The organism is Bacillus cereus group sp. N21, assembly GCF_016483395.1.
Lineage (GTDB): Bacteria > Bacillota > Bacilli > Bacillales > Bacillaceae_G > Bacillus_A > Bacillus_A pseudomycoides.
In genome coordinates this window covers 1-19,525 of the sequence record NZ_JAEHBX010000048.1, presented here as the reverse complement: position 1 = coordinate 19,525, position 19,525 = coordinate 1, and the positions used below count along the sequence as shown (strand labels likewise).

Genomic DNA, 19,525 nt, shown 5'->3' with positions numbered 1-19,525 from the left:
ATTTTACATTACATACTAACTGATTTTTGAATCGATTTTTTACACCGGATTCTTTTTTGAAGTCTCCGCATATATTTTTTCCGATCTTTCTGTACACCTTTCATATACATAAATAAACTAATTCCAAAAAATACGGTGCATTGCATGATTAAAATGTAAGGCGACATTCCTTGGAGCGGCTGTTTTGGGTCGTATAAATGAATAGGTGCTCCTCCAATCGTAGGGAATACGATATTTAAAACAACATATGGTAGAGAGGTTATAGCAAAAGGGAATAGAATTGCCATGTAATCTTTTCTGGACCATATGGATGCAGAGAGACCCAATACTGCCATAAGACCAGCAAACAAAAAATTAATCCCAATATATAGGGAAATATAAGTAATTGGAGAAGAGAAATACAATGATGCAAACATACCGTTGTCTTTTATAATACTTAAGGCGGGTGTAGGAATACCATCTTGGATTGTCAGCTTACAAAAAAGCAATGAAAATACGAATGGGAGAATATAAAGAAGCCCCCCGCTTAGGAAGGTAACGATATATTTCGTACATACATAGGGAAAAAAGGGAACTTCTTTACTTACAAATGATTTAAATTTATCAGCTTTATCAGAGTTATAGCTTGTACTAAAAGGGAGTGCTGCTAGTACAGGCATTAAAAGCAAATACACATCCATTTCATCATCACGAAAGCCAATCCATTTATAAGCCGTTGCTAAAAGCTCGTCAGGTACCCCTCCTAAATATTTTAAAATATAGAAATAATGATAAATTGAAACAAGAATCAACCAACTAAACAAGAGAGTGAGAGAAATCTTATTTAAAAAGGCTTGTTTTATATGTAAGCTAAGTGCACGTATCATGATTGAAAGAGCCCCCACTATTTTTAATAAATATATCTATGTTCTATATTACTACTAATTGTAAAAAATTTCTTGTTTTTTTCAATTGATAATTTGAAAAAGAGGGAAAATTCATAAAAGATATTGTTTTTGTTGCTTAATATTTGCTAATGGATCTTACTACGTTTCTTTACCTTTTCATTTTCTCCCTTTTTTTGATACACTATGACAGTAGTATCTTAAATAAAGGTCGATGTATAGATTTAAATGTTTTATACTTGAAAATAAATAAAAAGAGAACTTGTAAACAATGGAAAACCGTGATAATATCAAAAATGTACTAATTGACTAGATTACCCAATTGGTCATTTTTGGAGGTGAAGATGTGGCTGTCGATCGAAAACGTTCTATTATTGAAGCTGCAACAAAATCTTTCTCAGCATTTGGTTATAAGGCGACAACAATGGATCAAGTCGCAAAATTAGCGAATGTAGGGAAAGGAACAATTTATACTTTTTTCAAAAATAAAGAAGAATTATTTGGCGAAATTATTTCTAATTTAATTACTGAAATGAAGCAAGTTGCAAAAGAAGCAATTCGTCCAGATGTTTCATTTTTTGAAAATGTACATAGAGCATTATATAACATCTTAGAATTTAGAAAAGAACATCAGCTCATGATTAAACTGATTCAAGAAGAGCGAGATATGGGAACAAAAGAAGTACAAGATGTTATGCAACAAGTAGATGTTGAAATTGTATCTGTTATTCAATCTTATTTAGAAATTGCGATTGAAAAAGGTGAAATTAGTAAGTGTGATCCAGAAATTACCGCGTTTATCATGCTTCGGTTATATGTATCACTTATTTTCGATTGGGAAAAGAATCATGAACCATTAGAAAAGGAAAGAATTGCAGAATTATTTGAACTTTATTTGTTAAAGGGATTGTCAAACTAAGATAATCCTTTTATTATAGTTAAAAATGACCAATTGAACAAATTGGTCATAAGTCCAAAAGGGGGAAGTAGAGAAAAAATCAGATTACGTATGTAAGGTTGTGAAAAGATAATTTTTGAATACGTTCACGTTGACCAAATGAATTTAATAGTCATTCAAAATAAAAAGGTGCATAGAGTATAGAGATAAGGTGAAACGTTAATCAGTAGGTGCGCTGCATCCACGGCTAATTATTAACGCTCACTAATCGGGCTTTTATGGAAAGTTGATTCCACGGAGGTCTTACTGTCCGCAAATAGCGGGATAAAAGTTAGGGTTAGGTAATATGTAGAACAGGATGTAACCTTTTTATTTACTCTAAAATGACTGATTGAACATTTCGGTCATAAACGAAGAGGAGGAAAACGAATGAGAGGATTTACGTTGCTTGGTAAGGAATTTACGGAAATTATAAAAAGCAAAAAAATCTTAATACCTATTATTGCTGTTTTATTTGTACCACTCTTATATGCGGGCATGTTTTTATGGGCGTTTTGGGATCCGTATGAACAATTAGATGATTTGCCGGTTGCAGTAGTCAATCTTGATAAAGGTGCAGTATTTGATGGGAAACCGATTGAAGTTGGTAAAGGATTAGTCGACGAATTAAAAGACAATAAAAGTTTTAAATGGGAGTTTGTCAGTGAAAAAACAGCAAAAGAGGGAATGGAAAATCGAAAATATTATATGTTAGTTCGGATTCCAGAAAATTTCTCAGACAATGCGACAACGCTGTTAAAAGAAAATCCAAGACCATTAAACTTAGAATATATTCCAAATGAAAGCTTGAACTTCTTATCTTCACAAATCGGCGGAACAGCTATTGAAAAAATTAAAGGTGAAGTATCTAATACGTTAACAAAAACGTATGCAGAGAAAATGTTTGATTCTATAAAAGATGTTTCCAAAGGGTTTACTGATGCAAAAGATGGAGCAAATAAGCTACATGATGGGGCTGGGGAGTTGCAGGATGGTTCCCAACAAGTGACAGATGGAATAAATCAATTGTCGGAGAAAGCTAATAGTGGATTTAATCGTTTAGCATCTGGTTCTAGAGAATTAACAGATGGATTAGGAAAACTAAATAGTGAAGTAAGTAGAATGCCTAGTGGAGTGAATCAACTATTAGCAGGTTCTAGTAAAATCACAGATGGATTAGGAAAGCTGAATAGTGAAGTAAGTGGCATGCCTAGTGGAGTGAACCAACTATTGGCGGGTTCACAACAGATTACAAAGGGGTTAAATCAATTCACTGATTCACGGGGAGATTTTCAAGTAGGATTAAAACAATCTGCTAAAGGTTCAGAGCAACTTCATGAAAAGCTAAAAGAGCTATCAGTGGGGACAGAAAAAACTCAAAACGGTATTAGTAATTTAGATGAGGGCTTAAACCAATCATTAGCTGGCATAATAAATATGGAGAATAAACTTCCTGAATTAATGAAGGGGACAAAAGATTTAAGTGTAAAATCTTCTCAATTTTCACAGGGTGTATCAGAATGGAAGAAGCAAGCAGGTACATTAAGTTCCGTTGCAAATGAAACAGCAGGAGGAGCCCAACAAGTTTCAAACGACTTGGGAGAATTAAATAAAAAAATTGAAGATTTGCCAGAAGAATATAGAAAACAATTACAACCTGTTATTCAAGGAATAATAGAAGGTAATCAAAAGGTTTCAAAAGGAACAGTAGGAGTAGCACAAGGTGTACAAAAACTAGCTGGAGAAGCAGGAGCTGGAAAAATAGAAGCTGGTGCAACGGAAATTTCCAATGGTGCAAATAAAATTTCTAAAGGACAGCTTAGCTTGGAAACAGGAATAAGTTCATTAAAAGAAGGCCAGCAGATGTTTGTAAATGGAGCTGATGAACTGGCAAAAGGTAGTTTGCAATTAGTTGAAGGAACGAAACAGTTAACAGTAGGGGCAGACCAATTAAATACAGGTTTAGGACAAATTTTAGAAAAATCAACGGCAGGATTAAATAAATTAGCAAATGGTTCAAATGAAGTAACAGGTGGTTTAAATACGCTAGCAAGTAAATCGGGCCAGTTAACAAGTGGGGTAAGTGCTTTACTAGATGGTTCAGGTCAAGTAACAGGTGGTTTAAATACATTAGCAAGTAAATCAGGCCAGTTAACAAATGGAGTGGGTGCTTTACTGGGTGGTTCACAGCAAATAACAGGAGGGTTAGGCCAATTAGTAGATCCAAAAGGTGAGTTCCAAGGCGGCTTTGCTCGTTTACAAGACGGTTCTGGAAAAGTAACAGACGGTTTAGTCAAAGTAAACGACGGAACTGGTGAACTCGCTGAAAAACTCGGCGAAGGCGCAGAAAAAACAAGTGAGGTAAAAGGAACTGATAAAACATATAATATGTTTGCAGATCCGGTGAAAGTACAAACTGAGAAGATGTCAGAGGTTCCAAACTACGGAACAGGATTTACACCATATTTCTTATCTCTAGGTTTATTTGTTGGGGCACTTCTTTTATCCATTGTATATCCACTACGCGATACAGTGGGCGTACCAAAATCAGGATTTAGCTGGTTTATTAGTAAATTTGGCGTTTTATTATCGGTTGGTATTATTCAAGCTTTAGTTGCAGATGCAGTATTATTGTTAGTGCTTGGCGTTGAAGTACAGAGTGTTCTATACTTCATTCTGTTTAGTATTCTTACAAGTCTATCATTTATTGCATTAATTCAGTGCTTAGTAACAGCGTTTGGAGATGCAGGACGTTTTATTGCGATTTTAACATTAATTATGCAGTTAACAACAAGCGCAGGAACATTCCCGCTGGAATTAATTCCAAAGTTTTTACAACACTGTAATGCGTGGTTACCAATGACATATTCTGTATCCGGATTTAAAGCAGTTGTATCAAGTGGAGACTTCGGATTTATGTGGCAAAATGCAGGGATATTAATGATCTTTATTGTTATATTATCACTTGGAACAATTGGTTCGTTGACTTGGATGCATAAGCGAAAATATCGAAATTTGGCTGAAGCAGAATATAGTCAGGGAGTTTGAGGTCAATCATAGAAATAAGAGGAACAGTCCTTCATTTGATTTTTTCATCAAATGAAGGACTGTTCTGTATTTACGTAAAAAGGTGTAATAGTTCCATTAAACTTTCTAAATAGAATAATTCACTTTATACTTATGATAAAAGTAGAGTGGCCTATAAGGTTTTGAGCGAAAAGATATTGGATTTTATTTATAAAAGTTTGATTTCTTAGAAGTTGTAGGAAATGTGAAATTGATATAGTAAGCAATCGGATATGGAGATGAAATGATGAAAAAGACGATTTTGGATATAGCGCAAATAGCGGGGGTTGCAAAGAGTACGGTTTCCCGTTATTTGAATGGAGGATCTGTCAGCGATGCGACCAAACGAAAAATTGAACGTGCGATTCAAGATACAGGATATGTTCCGAATACATTTGCCCAAAGTTTAAAGGCGAAGAAAACGAATATTATTGGTACAATCGTCCCACGTTTGGATTCTTATGCGTCATCGCTCACATTAATTGGTATTGATGAAGAGTTAAGAGAGCTGAATTATCAAATGTTAATATCGAATTCCAATCAAGATTTGGAACGAGAAATTGAAAATATTTATACATTGGTTAATCAAAAAGTTGCGGGGATTATTTTGTTGGCTGCACAAGTTACTGATCGGCATATCGAGGCGTTTCGTAAAATTGATATACCAGTGATGCTTGTTGGACAGCAGCATCAGGAGGTGTATAGCTTTATTCATGATGATTATGGAGCAGCCTATGATATAGGGCGATATATCTTGGCAAGAGGGCATAAAAAAATTAGTTATTTAGGTGTAACAGAGCACGATATTGCAGTTGGTACAAAGCGAAAGCAAGGCTTTAAACGAGCAGTAGACGAAGCTGCTGGATGTGAAGTGAAATATTACGAAACAAGTTTTAAGATTGAAGATGCAATTGAAAAGGCCTCTGAAATTATTGAAGAATTTCGTCCATCTGTTTTAGTGTGTGCAACAGATAATATCGCGCTTGGTGCACTAAAAGCAGCCTATATGAAAGGGTTGCGAGTACCTGAAGATTTGTCTATTACGGGTTTTGGTGGATACCAAGTAACAGGGATGATTCATCCCGCTTTAACAACTGTGAAATTTTATTATAAAGAGGTTGGACAAATTGCAGCTCGAAATATTGTGAAACTCGTAAATGAAGAAATGATAGAAAAAATTTCGGTATCAAAATATGAAATAATTGAAAGAGAAAGCGTTGACAATATATAAACGCGAGCATATAATCTAATTGGAACCGGTTCCAAAAGCTGGTTTTTAATTAGGTTCTTTTTTGGAACCGGTTCCAAAAATAAGTGTAATGAAGGAGGAGCATTATGAACTACAATCAAATTGCAAAAGAAATTTTAGATGCAATTGGTGGTAAAGAGAATGTATCGGCAGCAGCACACTGTGCAACCCGTTTACGTTTAGTTCTACATGATGAGGGGAACGTGGATCAAAAGAAATTGGATCGTATGGATGAGGTGAAGGGGACTTTCTCTACGGGAGGACAGTTTCAAGTTATTATCGGTTCAGGAACTGTGAACGAAGTGTATAAAGAGTTTGCGAGATTGACAGAGATTTCTGGGATGTCTACAACAGACGTGAAAGCTGCTGGAACGAAAAAGTTGAATCCACTTCAACGATTTGTAAAAATGCTTTCTGATATCTTTGTTCCTATTATTCCGGCTATTGTAGCGGGCGGATTATTAATGGGGATTAATAATTTATTAACAGCAAAAGACTTATTTATTGCAGGAAAATCATTAGTAGAAGCCAATCCTCAAATTACAGATTTAGCAGCTCTTATTAATACATTCGCAAACGCAGCATTCGTATTCTTACCAATTTTAATAGGTTTCTCGGCAACACAACGATTTGGCGGGAATCCTTATCTTGGGGCAGCTCTTGGTATGTTAATGGTCCATCCAGATTTATTGAACGGTTATGGATATGGGGCAGCTTTATTGGCTGACAAAGTACCCGCTTGGGATATACTAGGTTTTAGTATTGAGAAAGTAGGATATCAAGGCACTGTATTACCAGTTCTCGTGGCATCATTTATTTTAGCGAAAATAGAAACATATTTAAGAAGAGTCATTCCAACGGCACTTGATAATCTTCTTACGCCTTTATTAACGATTTTTGTTACAGGTTTACTAACATTTACAATTGTAGGACCCATTACACGTTCTGCAGGTAACTTGTTAACAGATGGAATCGTTTGGTTATATGATACAGCTGGATTTATTGGTGGCGGTATTTTTGGATTACTGTATGCACCAATTGTTATTACAGGTATGCACCATAGTTTTATTGCAGTGGAAACACAATTACTTGCTGATGTTGCAAAAACGAGTGGTTCATTCATATTTGTGATTGCGGCAATGTCTAACGTTGCTCAAGGCGCAGCAACTCTTGCAGTCTTTTTAGTTACACGCGATAAAAAAGTGAAAGGAGTTGCCTCAGCAGCAGGGATTTCTGCCCTCTTAGGTATTACAGAACCAGCGATGTTTGGTGTTAATTTAAAATTAAGATATCCGTTTATAGGAGCGATTATTGGTGCAGGAATTGCATCTGCTTTTGTAACCTTTTATAAGGTAAAAGCTATTGCATTAGGAGCTGCTGGGTTGCCTGGTATTATTTCCATTAGACCAGATAGTATTATCCCGTATGTAATTGGAATGGTGATTTCTTTTATAGTGGCTTTTGGTGTAACACTTCTTTTAGCAAAACGAGCAAAAAATGGGGGAATGGACTCTTCTCAAAAAGATGCAGCTTAATTTATTGTAATGAACAGAGAAGAATGATAGGGTTCTTCTTTGTTCATTAAGGGAGTTTGATGGAAATGATATGGACAAAAGAACAACGTTATCGCCGGATTGAGGAAGTAAGCGACGAAAATATGCAAAGTTTAAAAGAAAGAGTAAACGATTGTTTGTGGAGACAAACATTTCATATACAGCCTGAAACAGGTCTACTGAATGATCCAAATGGGTTTTCTTATTATAATGGTGAATACCACCTATTTTATCAGTGGTTTCCGCTCGGACCTGTGCACGGTTTAAAGTATTGGTATCATACGAAATCAACAGATCTTGTTCATTGGAAAAATGTTGGTATAGGGATTAAACCGACAAATGATTACGATAGCCATGGCGCTTATTCGGGAAGTGCAATTGAGCATGAAGGGAAGTTGTATTTACTTTATACGGGTAACACTCGTGATGAAAACTGGGTAAGAAAACCATATCAATGTATTGCTATTATGGATGAAGCAGGGGAAATTACAAAGTTAGAACAGCCTGTTATTGATAAAGTGCCAGATGGATATACAGATCATTTTCGGGATCCGAAGGTCTGGAAAAAAGATGAGATGTTTTATACAGTTATTGGGGCACAGCGGAAAAATGGGACAGGATGTGTTGTAGTGTATTCTTCTCCTGACTTGTTACATTGGCAGTGCGAAGGGGAACTGCAAACTGATTTAAATGACTTCGGTTATATGTGGGAATGCCCAGATTATTTTGAAGTAGAGGATAGAGGCATCCTATTATTTTCTCCACAAGGTTTAAACGCTAAAGGAGATCATTATGAAAATATTTTTCAATCTGGTTATATTCTTGGAGACAAGTTAGATATAAAACAAATGTTTATGCCACACGGCTCCTTTCATGAATTAGACAGAGGATTTGATTTTTATGCCCCGCAAACAACAGTTGACCCGGAGGGCAGACGTATTGTAGTTGGATGGATGGGGTTACCAGAAATAAATTATCCAACTGATAAAAATGGTTGGGCGCATTGTTTGACACTACCAAGGGAATTACTTGTTCGTGGAGATAAACTTATTCAGCGTCCAATCAAAGAATTGCAAGTACTTCGTAAACGGGAGTATAAAATAAAGGATAGAATATGTAGCGAACAGAAAATGTACGAAGGATTTACAGGGGAATCATATGAACTGATTTGTGAATTTGAAAATAACAATGCAGATGAATATGGAATTATAGTGAGAGCAAGTGAAAATGAGGGAACGATCGTTAAGTATGATGCTGTTCAAAGAAAGGTTATATTAGACCGTGCACATTCAGGCGAAGCAGTAGGAGAGGCTTATGGGACACGGAGGAAGTGTTCAATAGAATCACAAACAATTAAATTTCATGTATTTGTAGATGTATCTTCTGTTGAAATCTTTATAAATGATGGGGAAGAAGTATTTACTAGCCGAATTTTCCCGAGAGCTGATAGTAATGAAATTCGTTTCTTTGCTAATAAAGGAAGTGTAATGTTCCAAGCGACAAGATGGGATTATGAATAAGAGAAGAGGTGGAGTGTATGAAACGGTTATATGCGATTGGGGAAGTTTTAATTGATTTCATTCCTGTTCAAAAGGGAATGTTTTTAAAAGATGTGGGAGAGTTTCAAAGAGTTCCAGGGGGGGCGCCTGCAAATGTAGCAGCTGCTGTTGCAAAATACGGAGGAAATGCATCTATAATTACCCAATTGGGCTTTGATGCATTCGGCGACTTCCTTTTAGAACAATTGCAGCAAGTAGGTGTAAATACAGAAAAGGTTATGAGAACGTTATGAGAACGAGCGAAGCGAATACAGGTCTTGCTTTCGTCTCATTACGTGAAGATGGTGAACGTGATTTTTCATTTTATCGTAATCCTTCTGCAGACCTATTGTTTAGTGAAAATGAAATAGATGAAGAATGGTTTGAAGAAGGTGATATTCTTCATTTTTGTTCTGTTGATTTAGTAGAAAGTCCGATGAAATATGCACATGTGAAAGCGATTCGCTCTGCTAAAACAAAAGGAGCGATTATTAGTTTTGATCCCAATGTGCGGCTACCGCTTTGGAAACATGCAGACGATTGTAGAAAGACGATTTTAGAATTTATCCCAAGTGCACATATCGTAAAAATTTCAGATGAAGAATTAACATTTATTACAGGTATTTGTAATAAGAAAGAAGCGATTGCATCTTTATTTATAGGGGATGTAAAAGCTGTAATTTATACAAAAGGATCCCAAGGTGCGGAATTATATATGAAGAATAAACAGTATGAGTTGACTGGATATCATGTAGTAGTACAGGATACAACAGGTGCAGGGGATGCATTTATTGGTGGGTGTTTGTATAAATTATTAGAGAAAGAAGTAAAACAGCACAATGTAGAAGAGGTACTTCATATGCATTGGCAGGAGATACTAGCATTCGCAAATGCTAGTGGGGCCCTTACTACGACAGGAAAAGGAGCGATGTCTTCTATTCCAACGAAAGAAGAAATTGATCAGTTGATTCAAGCTTCACTTTATAAAGTATAAAAAAGAGTCGTATGTATTGTTACGGCTCTTTTTGGCATGAAAGATAAAGAAAGAGAAAGTGAATTAATTGTATTCTGTAGTATTACAGTTTCCAATAATATACTATATAATTTACTCAATAAAGCATGTTTTCCAAAAGGGAAGGGGGAATCGTGATGAACGACAGCCAAATAAAATTCAGAGATACGGTCATTAGAAATTTTTTTGATGCAAATGGTAAGTTAAAAGCAATGCCTAGTCAAAAGAAGAAAAAGTTAGTGATATTTGAGTACCTCATAAGTAAATTGAATCCTGAACAACAATATACAGAAAAAGAAGTAAATACATTTATTAAACAGTATCATGAAGATTGTTGTACGATTAGAAGAGAATTCATCATTCATGGATTTATGGACCGGAATGAAAGTGTGTATCGTGTAAATAAAGAGCAAGAATGGAAGAAGTGGGAGGAGTTATAAATGAGTAAAGGAGAGATGGGATTTGACGATTGTAGGTATTTTAGGTATGGTTCATGATGAAGAATGGCAAAAGAAATATAAGTTTCCTCTATCCTTAGTTAAGGAACTAATTCTTGAATTTAAGCCAGATGTAATTTGTGGCGAGGTTCATCCAGATAGCTGGAATCTATATTTGAGAGACGGAAATCCAAAGGGAATCTATGAAGAAACATAAAAGGAGTATCCCAATCTTATATTTCCATTGTGTGAGAGAAATAATATCACCTTTGTTCCGGTAAACTGGTTTGAATTTGACGTGTTTAAAGGGAGTTTTGATAAATTTCCTAGTGATGAAAGACTTCGGTCAGAAGAAGAATTATCGCATTGGCTTCAGAAACAATTGTCCCTTTTTAATAAGGGAGCTATTCCTTTTAACTCAGTTGAGTATGATAAAATTACACAAGAAAAATATGAGTGGTTACAAAGTGTGAATCCAGAATTGCAAAATATTGTTTGGAATGCAAGGCACTATATTATGGTGGCTAGGGTGAAGAATGTAATAGAGGAAAATGAGGGAAAGAGAATTCTTTGCATTCATGGTGCAGACCATAATTATTGGTATTATGCTGCGTTAAAAGATGAAAAGAATATCGAGGTTATTTATCCGTTACGTTCATGAGAGCAGTAGTAGAATATACATAAATGAAAAACACACTAATCCTAGTATGTTTCTTTGTGTTACCAAGTTTCACATAATGTACAAAAAATAACCATTTACACTATGGTAATATTAATAATGTAATCATATTAATTTAGAACGTAATGGAGATGATACAATATGACGACATATTTTATAGTTATGTTAATTATTCTCGGTGGTCTTAAAATAATAGTGACGTGCCTTCCAAGCTCTGTTGTGAAGTCGCTTTCCAGCAAATTTGAATTGCATCCAAAACTTAGTGATGCGGCTGTCACTGTAACCATCGACGGAAAGCAATTAGAAGGTAAAGATAAAATTCAAATTATTGATCAATTTAATGAAGCGATATTTTTAGAGAAATATTATTTTCCGCCACAGAGCAGTGGGACTCCAGTAGTTATTAATACGAAAAAAGGAAAAACCGATGTTCGTTTTTCTGTGTACAGTTACGACGATCACGTTGATGTAATCAAACAATACAAGAAAAAAGTAGTCGGGTATAGTCTGCGTTCCAAAGGCCTTCAAAACCGTTCTATGTTAGTAACTGAGGACTTAGCCTAAAAGGATTGGTACTGTCTGTTAATGCGGGATAAATCAGGTTAAATTAATTTGAAAATAATCTTTAAGTAAGTGTACTAGTTTACTTCTGTTCCAGATCAAAAAGAGGATTCCTAAAATATAGGGAATCCTTTTTCTTATTCACCAGGAGTTCTTTTAAATTAATAAGCAACTATATCTCTAGTAATAAAGTATCACTTATTTTAGAATAATATGCTGCTCCAGCCTTTCCTTCTGATGAAGGTGGTGAGAGAAATGCATATAAATCAATTGAAACCACTCTACAGCATTTAAGTACCCAAGTCCTGGATGTGCCACTTTATAATTGGCTAGAATTGAAGGGAGTTGTGGCTCAATCCCTTTCATTTTCTCAATGATCTGTAACAATGCTTGTTTAATTTCCTCTTTATCTGTAGGGTTTTCAGGCGTGTATCCAGGGCGATCAGGTATTTTTATTTGTACTGGAGGGAAAGCACCCATTGCATATACTTTTTCACCCATTTCTGTTTTCTTACCATCTATAGTTGCAGAATCAGTTGTACACTTTGCAATGGCATCTAATTGCATATTTGAAGCTGTAAGTAAGTGATTATACATTTGTCCAAGAGACCATTCGTCTTCGGAAGGTTTTCTTCTCAATTGTTCAAGGGAGTATTTCTCTAATTCTTTTATGTAATACATTGTTACACTTTCAAATTTCTCTAAAATGGCATTTGGATTCATAGGGTTAGCTCCTTTTCTTTTATAAAATGTAGTTCTTAAGGATCACTATAAACGAGTGATGTTGACACCATTATGTCAGCAGTGAAAGAAAAAATTACATTTGTAGCATTTTCTTCGCTTCTTCTCGAAGTTTCTCAGAAAGAATAGTCGGTTCTAGCACTTTTACTTGGCTTCCCCAGCTCAATACCCATGGAAATACTTCATCTATACTTCTTGATGTTAGAAGCACATGAAAGCCATCATCTTTTTGCTCATAGGAATCTATAAAAAAGTAGCGAGACTCAATAATTTTGTGTGCAATATGGGATGGAAATAATAAATGAATGATAATGGTTCGATTATTTTCAGGTTGATAGTCTGGTAAATAAAAGTTCTCCGGTTTAGTAAAGAACGTTTGCTCTTGCTGTAAGTTGTCCATACGATCCAAACGGAAATGACGTATTTGTTGCCGAAGTAGACAATGGGCAACAATGTACCAAATCCCTGAAATATTGACTAAACCATAAGGATTTACCGTACGTTTATTTTGTTCACTTTGATTCGGTTTACGATAAGAAAAAGAAACACATTGTTGTTCCTGAATAGCTTCTTGTAATAGAAGAAGTTGTTTCTCTAGTTGTTCTTGAGCAAATGTTTGATGAGAGAAAGTACCGGAGAGGAAACGAAAAGTTCCTCTTAACTCCCTGACCTTCTTTTGCTGTTCAGAAGGGAGGATTGCTTCTAATTTTTCTTTAGCAGATTTTGCATGTGTAGAAAAAGCTGAGTCGAGATTTTGTTCGACATAATCACTTCCTAATAGAAGAGTTACTGCCTCTTCTGGTTTGAATTGAATGGGCGGCAAGAAATAACCATCCATTAAAGAATAACCTTGTCCAGGCATTGAAAAGATTGGGACACCTGATTCACTGAGTGCTTGCATATCTCTATATATTGTTCTTTTACATATTTCAAATTTTTCAGCTAAGCTGTTAGCTGTGACGATTTGCTTTCTCTGTAATTCAATGAGAATAGAAAGTAAACGATCTGTTCGATTCATGAAATATCATCCTTCATATGTAATAAATATCCTTATTGTGAAGTTCTAAATATGAGCCAAATCTTCCTGCAAATAACAGACTTTTCCCTATGTATAATATTAATATAGTAAAATCATGCGAGCCTGTATTGCGGTTTCCAATAATATACTATATAATCTACTTAAGAAAACGTTTTCATACAAAGGGGGAGAATTTCGTGTCAACGATCGAGGACGTGGCGAAATTAGCGGGGTTATCAAGAACAACGGTTTCTCGGGTGATTAACAACCATCCGTATGTATCAGATGAGAAGAAAAAGAGAGTTCAATTGGCGATGAAGCATTTAGGATTCGTTCCTAATTCTGCAGCAAGAAGACTTCGTAAACAGAAAACAGAAACAATTGCAGTTCTTGTTCCAAGAATTACAAATCCTTTTTTCAGTAGATTTATTGAAGCAATTGAAATTGCTGCTTCTGAACATAAATATAAACTGATTATTTGCCAAACAAGATATTTACCAGAAAAAGAGATGGAATACTTACAACTGTTATCAACAAAACAAGTTGATGGTATTATCTTATGTTCACTTGAGAATCCATGGGAGAACGTGGAGCCATATTTACAACACGGTCCAATCGTGTTATGTAATGAATACATTGAAGAAGCAAATATTCCAACGGTTAAATTTGATCATGCACAAGGGGCATACATAGCTGCGAAACATGTGCTAGAACAAGATTATCGCAACCTTATTTTTTGCCGTGGAAATGAAACAAAAGTAGTGAGCCAACAGCGAAAAATGGGCTTTTTACGTGCAATCACTGAAAAGAGCAAAGAAGTAGAAGCGATTGATTTTCTTGAAAACGCTTTCTCTTGGGAAGATGGAAAAAGAATATTCCATGAAGTATTAAAGGACAAAAAAAATCCTACCGCTATTTTGGCAGGAGGCGATGAAGTCGCAGCTGGAATTATCGCAGAAGCGAAACGCCATGGCTGGAGCATTCCTGATGATTTAGCTGTAGTTGGCTTTGATAATCAAATTTTATCACAGATTACAGAACCGGGTATTACAACGATTGAACAGCCAATTGATGAAATGGCTCATAAAGTTGTTGATTTAATGATGGATAAAATCCATACGAAAAATTATCGCAAAAAAGAATTGTATGAGTTTGAACTGGAGCTCTTGGTGAAAGGTTCAACGGTGAAGAATACGATGTTACTAGCCTAGTAGACAATGTCTGCTAGGTTTTTCTTATGTTTACAAACTATTATTCTTCGTGAACGCAATCGTCACATTTATTATGATATGCTTCGTGTTGCTCATCAATTTCCTTCCCACAGTGCGCACACGTTTTTGTTGGTAAATTTCTGAAAAATTCCATCGGTTGATCGATCATGTAAATCCCTCCATTTCCATTTCTTAGTATCATTGTATTAGTACAAAAATGAAATGTCAACAACTGTTTTATAACAAAGTGAAAAATAATGAAAAAGTTTAGGAAATGGATTATAGTTAACAATGTAGAGTGTAAGTAAAAATCTTTCTCATTAGAGGAAGAATACTGCATTTCTAGTGGTTTAGAAAGGATGGATACATATGAAAATGACTGTTGTTGGCTTTTGGGGCGGCTTTCCAGAAGTGGGAGAAGCAACGTCGGGGTATTTGTTTGAACACGATGGTTTTCGTTTACTTGTTGACTGTGGTAGTGGTGTACTAGCACAGATTCAAAAATATATAACACCATCTGATATAGATGCGGTTCTGTTGTCACATTATCATCACGATCATGTTGCGGATATTGGGGTATTGCAATATGCAAGATTAATTACAAGCATGGCAAAAGGGCAATTACCAGAACTACCGATTTATGGACATGGATTTGATGTGCAAGGATTCTCTTCCTTAACACATGCACCACACACGAAAGGGATTGTGTACAATCCGGAAGAAACATTACAGATTGGGCCGTTCTCTATTTCATTTTTAAAGACGGTGCATCCTGTTATATGCTATGCGATGCGTATTACGGTAGGAGATAACGTTATCGTATATAGTGCTGATTCTAGCTACATTCCTGAATTTATTCCATTTACAAAAGATGCAGATTTATTTATTTGTGAGTGTAATATGTATGCACATCAGGAAGCTGCAAAAGCAGGGCATATGAATAGTACAGAAGTAGCGGATATTGCAAAGAATGCAAATGTAAAGGAATTACTGTTAACGCATCTGCCGCACACAGGAAACATATCTGATTTAGTAGAAGAAGCAAAACAAATTTTTGACGGCCGCATTACGCTTGCGCATAGCGGTTATGTTTGGAATTCATGAGGTGAGATATGATGTTATTTATTGATAATAAAGGAATTACAGATCCAACAATTAACTTAGCGATTGAAGAATACTGCGTGAAAAATTTAGATATTAACGAAACATACCTTTTGTTCTACATTAACGAACCTTCTATTATCATTGGAAAAAACCAAAACACAGTAGAAGAAATTAATGCTGATTATGTAAAAGAAAAAGGTATTCATGTCGTAAGACGCTTGTCTGGCGGAGGCGCTGTATATCATGATTTAGGGAACTTAAACTTCAGCTTTATTACGAAAGATGATGGGGATAGTTTTCATAACTTTAAAAAGTTCACAGAGCCTGTTACGAAAGCGCTTGGAAAATTAGGTGTAAATGCAGAGCTTAGCGGTCGTAATGACATTTTAGCTGAAGGTAGAAAAATTTCAGGTAATGCGCAGTTTGCAACGAAAGGTCGTATGTTTAGTCACGGTACATTACTATTTGATTCTGAAATCGATCACGTTGTATCTGCACTCAAAGTAAAAATGGATAAGATTCACTCAAAAGGGATTAAATCAATTCGTAGCCGCGTAGCGAACATTACGGAATTTTTAAATGAAAAAATGACAACGGAAGAATTTAAACAGCTTCTTCTAGCGACGATTTTTGAAGGAGAAACAGAAATTCCAACGTATGAATTAACAGAAGAAGATTGGAAAGAAATCTATAAAATTTCTGAAGAGCGCTACCGTAATTGGGATTGGAACTACGGAAAGTCTCCTAAGTTCAACTTACAACATTCACACCGTTTCCCAGTTGGACAAGTTGATGTTCGCCTAGAGGTAACAAAAGGAACAGTAACTGAATGTAAAGTATACGGTGATTTCTTCGGCGTGGAAGATGTTCATGATATTGAAGAGTGTTTAACAGGAGTACAGTTTGATAAAGAAGCTTTTGCCGCGGCTTTAGAAGATGTAGATGTAAAACGCTACTTTGGTAATATAACAAAAGAAGATTTCTTAGCGTTATTCTTTTAACTCGTAAAAACAGTCATGTTGTCCGTATGACTGTTTTTTATTTTGTTGCAAAAAAGCGCATAAAAACAAGAAATAGAGTCTCTAATTAAAAAATGAATGCATGCTCATTTATATGCAGTTAATTAAATGTTACTTGCTAGTTTAATTTTCTTTTAATATAATGTATTTAGAATTTTTAAATTTTCTAAATTTTGTAAAGGTGGGGTTTGTGTGAATCTCGTTCAATCTTTAGCTGAAACAGCAAAACAGAAAGGAGAGAAATCGGCGTATATATTTATGGATCAGTCGGTCTCATATGACCAATTAAATAAAATGGTCACACAGTTTTCTAGTAATTTAGCAAAAATGGGCATTGGAAAAGGGGACAATGTTGCATTAGTTGTTGGTAATTCACCACATTTTTTAATTGGTTTATATGGAACAATGAAAGCTGGAGCAACTGTCGTTCCAATTAATCCAATTTATACAGCAGACGAAATGCATTATATTTTACAAAATGGAGATGTAAAAACAATCATCACACTCGACGTTCTTCTACCTGTTATACAATCTCTTACAACAAGACTTCCTTCTCTTGAACATATCATCATATGTGAAACCTCAGCAGATTTCAATCATACAGAAACCGAAAAAATGAAAACGTTTACTAGTCTTATAGGAACCGGTGACCTATCTTATGAAGGTCCTGAGCTAAATGAAGAAGACGTAGCTGTTATTTTGTATACGTCAGGAACAACTGGTAAGCCAAAAGGCGCTATGCTTACACATAAAAATTTATATAGTAATGCTAGCGATGTAGCATCGTATTTACAATATACTGCGGATGATCGCGTTGTTGCTGCGCTTCCAATGTTTCATGTGTTTTGTTTAACAGTTGCAGTCAATGCCCCAATTGTTAACGGTGCAACGATTTTAATGCTACCAAAGTTTAGTCCGAAAGAAGTATTTCGTATTTGTCGTACGTATGAACCGACAATATTTGCCGGTGTACCGACAATGTACAATTATTTATATTTATATGAGGAAGCAAGCGCAGACGATGTTCAGACACTTCGTCTATGTATTTCTGGCGGGGCTTCTATGCCTGTTGCTCTCCTGAAAAACTTTGAAAATCGCTTTAATGTTATTGTTTCAGAGGGATATGGATTATCAGAGGCTTCACCAGTTACTTGCTTTAATCCATTAGATCGTCCGTGTAAACCAGGTTCGATTGGAACAAATATTTGGCATGTGGAAAATAAAATTGTGAATGAGCTTGGGGAAGAAGTTTCTGTAGGCGAAGTAGGTGAATTAATTGTTCGTGGTCCAAACGTGATGAAAGGATATTATAATGCACCAGAAGACACAGCGGCAGTGCTTCGTGATGGATGGCTGTATACAGGGGACTTAGCAAGAATGGATGATGAAGGTTACTTTTATATTGTTGATCGTAAAAAAGATATTGTCCTTGTAGGCGGTTATAACGTATATCCTCGTGAAGTAGAAGAAGTACTATATCAACATGAAGCGGTTGCGGAAGTTGTTGCGATTGGTGTTCCAGATGAAAACTTAGGAGAAGCAGTGCGCGCCTATGTTGTTCTGAAGAATGGTGCGGTAACAGAAGAGGAGTTAACACATTACTGTTCTTTACATCTTGCAAAATATAAGGTGCCAAAGAGTATCGAGTTTTTGGAGGAGTTGCCGAAGAATACGACTGGTAAACTACTTAGAAGAGCGTTAAGGGAAAAGGCAGTGCAAGCATAAAACATGGATACCTGTTAGGGAAAATAAAACGAACCGTCCGTAAATAAGGATGGTTCGTTTTATTTTTATAATAGAATTCTATATTTATAATTTTATTTTACCATCAATGACAGTTAGGAATCTGTTATTCCAAATCGATTGATGATGATTAATAATATCACCCGCATCTAAAATAGCACCATCTATTGTACTATGTGTTTCTTTGAAAAGTAGATTCTTTTGATACCCTAAACTAAAGGCAGCTCTAATCGTTGTGTCGAGACAAAATTCCGTCTGTGCTCCTGCAAAAATAAGTTGTTCTATTTCATTGGTCTTTAAGTAATCTAAGAGTTCAGTTTGATAGAATGAATCCCATTTTGATTTTTGGATAATTTTATCGGTAGGGGATACGAATAAATTTTTATGAAGTTTCCAGTCATCTTTTCCTTCAAAAAGTTCGTCTTGTTCGTTTTGACTCGTATGTTGAATAAAGATAACTTGTACATTTTTTTCATGAGCTTGCTTAATTAGTTCGTTTATATTTGTAACTAATTGCTCATTGTTAAATAAATAGTTTTGAGGATAATTAAAGAAAATTTCTTGCATGTCAATGATTACTAGAGCCTGTTTCATCAAGTAGCACTTCCTTTAGTTTCTTTTTAAATATAGCAGAAGATATTGAACTACCCCCACCTACCTCTACACGAGCTTGAGGTGGAGGATTCTCCTGTTTCAGCCCTAGCAAAAACAGTTCCTCTCGTTCAACAAAGAGGATACAACGATATAGAAGTTCCGTAGTGTCCCTAAGACGA

18 protein-coding genes and 2 pseudogenes are annotated in these 19,525 nt (G+C 35.5%); 14 read left to right on the top strand and 6 right to left on the bottom strand.

Features of this window, described 5'->3' with window-relative positions; translation table 11 throughout:
- Positions 1-8: 8 nt before the first annotated feature.
- Positions 9-866 (bottom strand): hypothetical protein, encoded by an 858-nt coding sequence (locus tag JDS96_RS21755; RefSeq protein WP_144569388.1) that lies wholly within the window; start codon positions 864-866, stop codon positions 9-11.
- 364 nt (positions 867-1,230) lie between these two features.
- On the opposite strand from JDS96_RS21755, the gene JDS96_RS21750 reads away from it, so the two are divergent.
- The 10 genes and pseudogenes from JDS96_RS21750 to JDS96_RS21705 all read left to right on the top strand — a co-directional run bounded on the left by JDS96_RS21750 (position 1,231) and on the right by JDS96_RS21705 (position 11,919).
- A complete protein-coding gene (locus JDS96_RS21750) occupies positions 1,231-1,803 on the top strand; it encodes a TetR/AcrR family transcriptional regulator (RefSeq protein ID WP_018766595.1) in 573 nt (190 codons plus the stop codon).
- A 408-nt stretch (positions 1,804-2,211) separates the two neighbouring features.
- Entirely contained in the window at positions 2,212-4,869 is a 2,658-nt protein-coding gene (locus tag JDS96_RS21745) for a YhgE/Pip domain-containing protein (RefSeq protein WP_199668006.1), read from the top strand.
- Positions 4,870-5,134: 265 nt separating this feature from the next.
- Positions 5,135-6,118, top strand: a complete 984-nt coding sequence (locus JDS96_RS21740) for a LacI family DNA-binding transcriptional regulator (protein ID WP_018766593.1) — start codon at positions 5,135-5,137, stop codon at positions 6,116-6,118.
- Positions 6,119-6,222: 104 nt separating this feature from the next.
- Positions 6,223-7,671, top strand: coding sequence for a sucrose-specific PTS transporter subunit IIBC (locus tag JDS96_RS21735; RefSeq protein ID WP_199668005.1), 1,449 nt, complete (start codon positions 6,223-6,225; stop codon positions 7,669-7,671).
- Positions 7,672-7,736: 65 nt separating this feature from the next.
- Positions 7,737-9,209 carry a glycoside hydrolase family 32 protein gene (locus JDS96_RS21730; RefSeq protein WP_033795943.1) on the top strand — a complete coding sequence of 491 codons (1,473 nt, stop codon included), beginning with the start codon at positions 7,737-7,739 and terminating at the stop codon, positions 9,207-9,209.
- Between the two features lie 17 nt (positions 9,210-9,226).
- Positions 9,227-10,221, top strand: a pseudogene (locus JDS96_RS21725) (carbohydrate kinase family protein).
- 155 nt (positions 10,222-10,376) lie between these two features.
- Positions 10,377-10,679 carry a DUF2087 domain-containing protein gene (locus tag JDS96_RS21720; RefSeq protein ID WP_018766590.1) on the top strand — a complete coding sequence of 101 codons (303 nt, stop codon included), beginning with the start codon at positions 10,377-10,379 and terminating at the stop codon, positions 10,677-10,679.
- 22 nt (positions 10,680-10,701) lie between these two features.
- Entirely contained in the window at positions 10,702-10,893 is a 192-nt protein-coding gene (locus tag JDS96_RS21715; RefSeq protein WP_003195817.1) for a hypothetical protein, read from the top strand.
- An 81-nt stretch (positions 10,894-10,974) separates the two neighbouring features.
- Entirely contained in the window at positions 10,975-11,337 is a 363-nt protein-coding gene (locus JDS96_RS21710) for a hypothetical protein (RefSeq protein ID WP_003195819.1), read from the top strand.
- Between the two features lie 159 nt (positions 11,338-11,496).
- A complete protein-coding gene (locus JDS96_RS21705; RefSeq protein ID WP_018766587.1) occupies positions 11,497-11,919 on the top strand; it encodes a YfmQ family protein in 423 nt (140 codons plus the stop codon).
- A 195-nt stretch (positions 11,920-12,114) separates the two neighbouring features.
- On the opposite strand, the gene JDS96_RS21700 is transcribed toward JDS96_RS21705, so the two are convergent.
- Positions 12,115-12,639 carry a DinB family protein gene (locus JDS96_RS21700; protein WP_003195824.1) on the bottom strand — a complete coding sequence of 175 codons (525 nt, stop codon included), beginning with the start codon at positions 12,637-12,639 and terminating at the stop codon, positions 12,115-12,117.
- A gap of 94 nt (positions 12,640-12,733) precedes the next feature.
- A complete protein-coding gene (locus JDS96_RS21695) occupies positions 12,734-13,675 on the bottom strand; it encodes a helix-turn-helix transcriptional regulator (RefSeq protein WP_199668004.1) in 942 nt (313 codons plus the stop codon).
- 197 nt (positions 13,676-13,872) lie between these two features.
- On the opposite strand from JDS96_RS21695, the gene JDS96_RS21690 reads away from it, so the two are divergent.
- Positions 13,873-14,886 (top strand): LacI family DNA-binding transcriptional regulator, encoded by a 1,014-nt coding sequence (locus JDS96_RS21690; protein ID WP_003195828.1) that lies wholly within the window; start codon positions 13,873-13,875, stop codon positions 14,884-14,886.
- Between the two features lie 40 nt (positions 14,887-14,926).
- Here JDS96_RS21690 and yhfH read toward each other — a convergent pair whose 3' ends face one another.
- Positions 14,927-15,055, bottom strand: coding sequence for a protein YhfH (yhfH, locus tag JDS96_RS21685; protein ID WP_000567010.1), 129 nt, complete (start codon positions 15,053-15,055; stop codon positions 14,927-14,929).
- Positions 15,056-15,255: 200 nt separating this feature from the next.
- Between yhfH and JDS96_RS21680 the strand changes: the two genes are divergently transcribed.
- The 3 genes from JDS96_RS21680 (at position 15,256) to JDS96_RS21670 (ending at position 18,734) form a co-directional block, all read left to right on the top strand.
- Positions 15,256-15,990: an MBL fold metallo-hydrolase gene (locus JDS96_RS21680; protein WP_098125232.1), complete on the top strand. Its 735-nt coding sequence runs from the start codon at positions 15,256-15,258 to the stop codon at positions 15,988-15,990.
- Positions 15,991-16,001: 11 nt separating this feature from the next.
- Entirely contained in the window at positions 16,002-16,991 is a 990-nt protein-coding gene (locus JDS96_RS21675) for a lipoate--protein ligase (RefSeq protein ID WP_199668018.1), read from the top strand.
- 210 nt (positions 16,992-17,201) lie between these two features.
- Positions 17,202-18,734, top strand: coding sequence for a fatty acid--CoA ligase family protein (locus JDS96_RS21670; RefSeq protein ID WP_199668003.1), 1,533 nt, complete (start codon positions 17,202-17,204; stop codon positions 18,732-18,734).
- A gap of 84 nt (positions 18,735-18,818) precedes the next feature.
- Here JDS96_RS21670 and JDS96_RS21665 read toward each other — a convergent pair whose 3' ends face one another.
- Together JDS96_RS21665 and JDS96_RS31745 are read right to left on the bottom strand one after the other, a co-directional pair.
- Positions 18,819-19,346, bottom strand: coding sequence for an isochorismatase family protein (locus tag JDS96_RS21665; RefSeq protein ID WP_018782653.1), 528 nt, complete (start codon positions 19,344-19,346; stop codon positions 18,819-18,821).
- Positions 19,321-19,525, bottom strand: a pseudogene (locus JDS96_RS31745) (hypothetical protein); the annotation flags it as partial. The gene JDS96_RS21665 and the pseudogene JDS96_RS31745, both read right to left, overlap by 26 nt.

Bases quoted from the DNA above. Each gene is read 5' to 3' on its own strand.
- JDS96_RS21705 (WP_018766587.1), top strand. From the start codon at position 11,497: ATGACGACATATTTTATAGTTATGTTAATTATTCTCGGTGGTCTTAAA.
- JDS96_RS21730 (WP_033795943.1), top strand. From the start codon at position 7,737: ATGATATGGACAAAAGAACAACGTTATCGCCGGATTGAGGAAGTAAGC.
- JDS96_RS21695 (WP_199668004.1), bottom strand. From the start codon at position 13,675: ATGAATCGAACAGATCGTTTACTTTCTATTCTCATTGAATTACAGAGA.
- JDS96_RS21745 (WP_199668006.1), top strand. From the start codon at position 2,212: ATGAGAGGATTTACGTTGCTTGGTAAGGAATTTACGGAAATTATAAAA.
- JDS96_RS21735 (WP_199668005.1), top strand. From the start codon at position 6,223: ATGAACTACAATCAAATTGCAAAAGAAATTTTAGATGCAATTGGTGGT.
- JDS96_RS21665 (WP_018782653.1), bottom strand. From the start codon at position 19,346: ATGAAACAGGCTCTAGTAATCATTGACATGCAAGAAATTTTCTTTAAT.
- JDS96_RS21720 (WP_018766590.1), top strand. From the start codon at position 10,377: ATGAACGACAGCCAAATAAAATTCAGAGATACGGTCATTAGAAATTTT.
- JDS96_RS21700 (WP_003195824.1), bottom strand. From the start codon at position 12,639: ATGAATCCAAATGCCATTTTAGAGAAATTTGAAAGTGTAACAATGTAT.
- JDS96_RS21740 (WP_018766593.1), top strand. From the start codon at position 5,135: ATGAAAAAGACGATTTTGGATATAGCGCAAATAGCGGGGGTTGCAAAG.
- yhfH (WP_000567010.1), bottom strand. From the start codon at position 15,055: ATGATCGATCAACCGATGGAATTTTTCAGAAATTTACCAACAAAAACG.
- JDS96_RS21675 (WP_199668018.1), top strand. From the start codon at position 16,002: ATGTTATTTATTGATAATAAAGGAATTACAGATCCAACAATTAACTTA.
- JDS96_RS21680 (WP_098125232.1), top strand. From the start codon at position 15,256: ATGAAAATGACTGTTGTTGGCTTTTGGGGCGGCTTTCCAGAAGTGGGA.
- JDS96_RS21755 (WP_144569388.1), bottom strand. From the start codon at position 866: ATGATACGTGCACTTAGCTTACATATAAAACAAGCCTTTTTAAATAAG.